This window comes from Cellulomonas sp. A375-1 (assembly GCF_001040865.1).
GTDB classification, from domain to species: Bacteria; Actinomycetota; Actinomycetes; order Actinomycetales; family Cellulomonadaceae; genus Cellulomonas; species Cellulomonas gelida.
Map to the genome: position 1 here is coordinate 50,652 of NZ_LFKW01000132.1, position 4,710 is coordinate 55,361.

Annotated in this window: 7 protein-coding genes; 1 reads left to right on the plus strand and 6 read right to left on the minus strand. The window is 72.7% G+C overall.

What is annotated here, in order from left to right:
• A partial coding sequence (locus tag CWIS_RS19020) for a bifunctional DNA primase/polymerase (protein WP_197080852.1) occupies nt 1-1,144 on the minus strand: 1,144 nt, incomplete at its 3' end.
• A gap of 30 nt (nt 1,145-1,174) precedes the next feature.
• On the opposite strand from CWIS_RS19020, the gene CWIS_RS19025 reads away from it, so the two are divergent.
• Nucleotides 1,175-1,369, plus strand: a complete 195-nt coding sequence (locus CWIS_RS19025) for a hypothetical protein (protein ID WP_197080853.1) — start codon at nt 1,175-1,177, stop codon at nt 1,367-1,369.
• A 173-nt stretch (nt 1,370-1,542) separates the two neighbouring features.
• Here the strand turns inward: CWIS_RS19025 and CWIS_RS13675 are convergent, their stop codons facing one another.
• Genes CWIS_RS13675 through CWIS_RS13695 form a run of 5 tightly spaced genes read right to left on the minus strand, consistent with a single transcriptional unit; the run spans nt 1,543 to nt 4,507 of the window.
• Nucleotides 1,543-2,229, minus strand: coding sequence for a hypothetical protein (locus tag CWIS_RS13675; protein WP_053071745.1), 687 nt, complete (start codon nt 2,227-2,229; stop codon nt 1,543-1,545).
• Nucleotides 2,230-2,257: 28 nt separating this feature from the next.
• Nucleotides 2,258-3,088 carry a hypothetical protein gene (locus tag CWIS_RS13680; RefSeq protein ID WP_053071746.1) on the minus strand — a complete coding sequence of 277 codons (831 nt, stop codon included), beginning with the start codon at nt 3,086-3,088 and terminating at the stop codon, nt 2,258-2,260.
• Between the two features lie 8 nt (nt 3,089-3,096).
• Nucleotides 3,097-3,828, minus strand: coding sequence for a hypothetical protein (locus CWIS_RS13685; protein WP_048343861.1), 732 nt, complete (start codon nt 3,826-3,828; stop codon nt 3,097-3,099).
• A complete protein-coding gene (locus CWIS_RS13690) occupies nt 3,825-4,124 on the minus strand; it encodes a hypothetical protein (RefSeq protein WP_048343862.1) in 300 nt (99 codons plus the stop codon). Before CWIS_RS13690 ends, CWIS_RS13685 begins: the two co-directional genes overlap by 4 nt.
• Before the next feature lie 2 nt (nt 4,125-4,126).
• On the minus strand, nt 4,127-4,507 hold the full coding sequence (locus CWIS_RS13695) for a hypothetical protein (RefSeq protein ID WP_048343863.1): 381 nt from the start codon (nt 4,505-4,507) through the stop codon (nt 4,127-4,129).
• Nucleotides 4,508-4,710 lie beyond the last annotated feature (203 nt).

The following is a 4,710-nucleotide window of genomic DNA, read 5'->3' on the forward strand; positions in this document are numbered from 1 at the left end:
GTGTCGTCCCGGTCGGGGGGATGAGGCCGGCGAGGTCGTCGGCCTGCTCGAGGGGGCGGCGCTGTTCGGCGCGCTGCCCGTACCCGTCGGCGTAGAGCTGCTTCGCGGCGGCGTTGTGGTCGCCGCCGTGCTCGAGGAGGGCGTAGGCGCCGAGCTTGGTGTACGGGACCTCGGCCTGGAAGTCGGTGGAGGTGGTGAAGACGTAGAGGCGGTCGCGGTCGTCCGCGTGCCCGGTGGTGGCGGAGAACCCGGCGCCGCGGGCCTTGCCGGGGCGCAGCCAGTAGCGGGTGCGGCCGCGGGTGGTGACGTGGGTCCACCCGTGGGGGGTGAGGATGTCGGCCCAGTCGGTGCGCTGCTCGTAGTCGTCGCCGGGTGTGATGCCGTCGCCGGGGTCGCGCGGGGAAGCGGTTGCGGCGCGCGCGGGGGTCGCGACGGGATCGGGCTGGTGGTCGAGGGTGCGCAGGACGGTGTGGAACGCGTCACGCTGCTCGAGGGTGATGGTCGGCGCGGTGCCGGGTCCGCCGAGCAGGCGCGTCCAGGGGCGACCGGTGGCGTGGTGGCGGGAGGGTGCGACGACAACCTGTCCGCCTTCGCCGCGGGTCTCGGCGAGGACCTGCACGACGTCGTCACACCCGGTGGTGTCGATCTTGGCGAGCCGCTTGGCGCGCAGGGTGGAGTCGGTGATGTCGGCGGCGCGGGCCGTCTCGGTGGCCTTCCACTGCTCGAGCTCGTCGGGGGTGGAGGGGCGGCGTGCGAGCTTGGTGTTGCCGGGGACGGGGCCGTCGGTGAGGCGGTAGTGGAAGTGCAGGCCGCCGGACGGGGACATCTCGACCCACCCGGTGGTGACGAGGTCCCACAGGTCGCCAAGGCCGGTGTCGTGGGCGAGCGCCTTGAGCTCGGGCAGCAGGTGGGTGGCGCGGCCTTCGAGCTCGGTGAGCTCGGCGTAGCCGGACACAGCGCCCTGAACGACGCCGAGGTCGTGGCTGTCGTCGCCGAACCACTCATCGAGCTCTGCATCGGTAGGGCGGCGGGACTGCAGGTGCTTCCAGTCGCGCAGGGCGGGGGCCTTGGTGCCGTCGCCGCGGATCGGCAGGACGGAGTACCCGTGGCCGATGAGGCCGCGGGCGACCGCGAGGGTGTTCACGCCGCTACCCCCGGGGCTACGGTGGCGCCCATGACGATGGAAGCGCAGGCGGCCGCGCTCGCGAAGATGCAGGCGGCGATGGCAGCCCGGGAGCAACTGATCGCGCAACTGGGCGTCGACGACGGCCCCGGCAACCCGCGGAACCTCTCGCTGATCCCACTGATCCTGCAGACGAAGCGGGACTTCGATGCGGCATTCGCCGAGTACAAAGCCGCGGGAGGCTGAGGAGCCTCAGCCTTGATGGGGGTCACGGGTGGTGCTCTCCTGACGTCGTCGCGCTCTGCTGGGTGCTGGGTCCCCGCGGCCCGGGTCGAACGGGCCCACCCGCGGGGGTTCGGGTGGCTGCCGCGCGCGGGGTGCCGCCGCACACCCAGGGGGCGGGGTGTGCGGCGGCGGTCTCAGGCGGCGACGAGGATCGCCGCGACGTCGGGGGTAATGCCGAGCTGCGCGGCGATCTGCTCGACGGTCAGCCCGAGCGCGGCGAGGGACTTCGCCTGTGCGGCCGGGGTCGTGACCGCCGGGGCGGCGGGCGCGGCAGCCGGCGGCGGGGGTGTCGGCGCGGGTGCGGTCGTCGGCTGGGCGCCCGCCGCGACCGGCGTGGTCGGCGCGGGTGCGGGCGTCGGCTGCTCGCCCATGAGGGCGGCGTTGCCGGCGGGCACGTAGGTGATCTGCCAGAACTTGCGGGACCGCTTGTCGTCGGGGTCCTCGCGGTGGGTGAACGTGACGGTGAGGGTGGCGCCGACCTCGAGGCCGGGGGCGCCCGCGGCGCGGATCGCGTCGCGGACGTCGGCCTTGAGGTAGCGGCCCTCGATGTAGAAGCGGCGGATGCCGTCGTCGTCCTGGATGGACGGGTCACGCATGTCGGTGGCGAGGTCGACGTAGACGGCCATGATCGGGTCACCGGACGGGTAGTACTTCGGGTCGCCGGGACGACCCGGGTTGTTCTTGTCGTACTCGCGCTCCTGGTAGGCCTGCGGAGGCGCGACCACGCGGCCGGTGATGGTGTCGCCGGGGTGGGCGAACTTGGCGGTGGGGGCGCCGCCACCGCCCATGAGGACGTCGTTGGCGTTGGGCGTCTGGGTCATCTTGTGCGTCTCCTTGGTGGGTGCCGCGTCAGGCGGCGATGGTGGGGATGAGGCCGTCGAGCTCGTGGCCGGGTGTGTGCCCGGGGGCGGTGATGCCCGCGGGACGGTCGGGGTAGCGGGCGCAGTCGAAGCAGCCGGTCGCCCGTGGCAGCGATCCGATCCACGCGGTGACCGCGGCGTCGCCGAGGGTGGCCAGGGCGGTCAGGTTGGCGTGGAGCTGGTTCGCGCGTTCGAGGGCACGCTCGGCGCGGCCGCGGTCGTGCGGGGCGCTCCACCAGACGGCCTGGTCGAGCGTCACGGCATTGCGGGGCAGGTAGGCGATCGCGACGTAGTCGACGCGGTACCCAGCGTCGTTCCAGCCCTTGGCGTACAGGTCTGCCTGGACGCGGTACACCTCGGACGGGCCATGGCGTCGTGCCGCGCGCAGGGTTGTCTCGCCGACGATCTTCCAGTCGACGGTCATGCCGATGAACAGGTCGAGCAGGTCGGTGGAGCCCCAGATCTCGCGGCCGCCGATGTGCCCGACCATCGTCTTGCCCTCGGCGATGAAGCGTCGGGCGTTGCGCGGGTAGGTGGCGTTGTCGTGGGCGCGGATGACGTCCTCGAGCTGGGCGTGCACGGCGGTGCCGATCCAGGGGAGCCACGGGATGCCGTCCTGGTTCTTGGCCCAGCCGGCGAGCTTCGCTGCGAGGCAGTGGTCGCAGGGGGTGCCGATCTCGGACGGGCCGATGCGGGTCTGCAGGGATCGCGGCTGGTTGGTGATGGCGTGCTCGATGACGGTGCGGAGCTCGGTGAGACCGGCGGCGGGGTCGCCACCGGTGTACTGGACGTGGGCGGTCTGCTGGGTCGGTGTTGTCATGCCCGCCCCTATGCGCGCTCGCGCGGCGCCGCGATCGGGCCGGTCGAGCGGAGGTGCGCGGCTGCGCGCTGCACGTCGTCGAACGTGACGTCGACGTCGTCGCGGCGGGTGTCGGGGTGGGTGTTCCGCCGTGCGAGCCGGACCATCGCCGGGCCGCTGGTCCCGTCAGGCGCGGTGCGGCCGTCCTGCCAGGACTGCGCAGCGTCCTCCCACCAGACCTCGCGCGCCGTCGGCTGCACCGCACGCGCGATGACCCTCCACGCCTGCTCGTCGGTCAGGGGTGGCTCGGTGACCATCGCCGGGGCGCCGCCGATCTGCCGGAAGCCGCGGTACTGCTCACCCGAGCGGACCGCGCCGTAGCGGTCGACCGCCCGCAGCGACTCGAGGGTGCGAGCGACCGCGTAGACGTTGTGCTGCCACGCCTCTTGCATGCCCTTGCACCAGTAGGGCGCGCCCGAGTACTGGTCAGACCTGTAGAGCAGCGGGCCGTGCTTCGACTCGAACGCGACGATGACCGCGGGCTCGGCCGCGCGAGCGTTCGCACGCAGCATCCCGTCGAGTCGCAGGTCCTGCTCGCGCACGTCGATCTCGATCACCAGCTCGGCGCCGTCGATCATGTCGAGCTCGCGCTCCAGCAGGTCGAGCGCCGTCGACCACGTCACCTTGAACTGCGACGGCGTGCGCTGGGCAGCAGGTCGCAGCCAGGCGCGGTCGGACAGGGGGCGGGTGGTGTACCTCATCCGGCGCCGCCGAGGTCGCTCAGGGTGAACGGGATCGGCTCGTCGAGGTCGCCGAGGTGCGTTGCGACGCCCTTCCCGTCCAGCAGCGCGTGCGCGAGCCGGTGCAGCACCAAGCCGACGGCCTGCGCGGTGAGCTCGGGGGTCAAGGACGCGCCGAGGTTGGAACGGACCTCGAGCTCGGTCTCGCCGAGGAGCTGCACCTTCTTGAGGTGGACCTGGATGACGGCGTCGGCGTCGGTCAGGGCCGGGAACTCGCTGACGGCCTGCCCGAGGAGCGTGACGATCGTGGCGGCCATGGTCAGCGCACCTCGATGACGGGCGTGCCGATGTCGTGGACGTTGGCGGCGTCGAGCACCGTGGGGGCGACCTGGTCCTTGATGGCGGCCGTGTCGGGCTTCGTCTCGGTCCGGTACAGGCCCGGCCACGTCTCGGCCGGGAACGCGGCCTCGAACCGGCTCGTGTTGAGGCGGCGTGCACCGTTCTTCACGGTCACGCGGGTCGCTCCGAGCGGGGTGGTCTTGCCGGCGGGCAGGCGGCGGCGCAGCACGCCCTCGATCTCCTTGATGCGGTCGATCTCCGCCTGGGCGGTCTCCTTGCGCTTCGTGAGCTCGAGGGCGAGCTGGTCGAGCTCGAGCAGGTCGTCGTCGGTCAGGACGACGTCGTCGGTGTGGTCGGTCACGGTCGGAACCTCTTCTCTGGGTGGTGCACGGCGGGTTCAGGCGGTGCGGGAGTACTGGTTGCGGCGTCGGGCGTGGTTGCGGACGGCGAGGTCTTCGGACTCGGGTGCCTTGAGTGCGGCGATGAGGTCGGGGCGGCCGGCGCGCTGCAGGACGCGGTCGAGGACGTCGCGGGACCGGTAGCCGAGGCGGGTGGCGGCGCCGG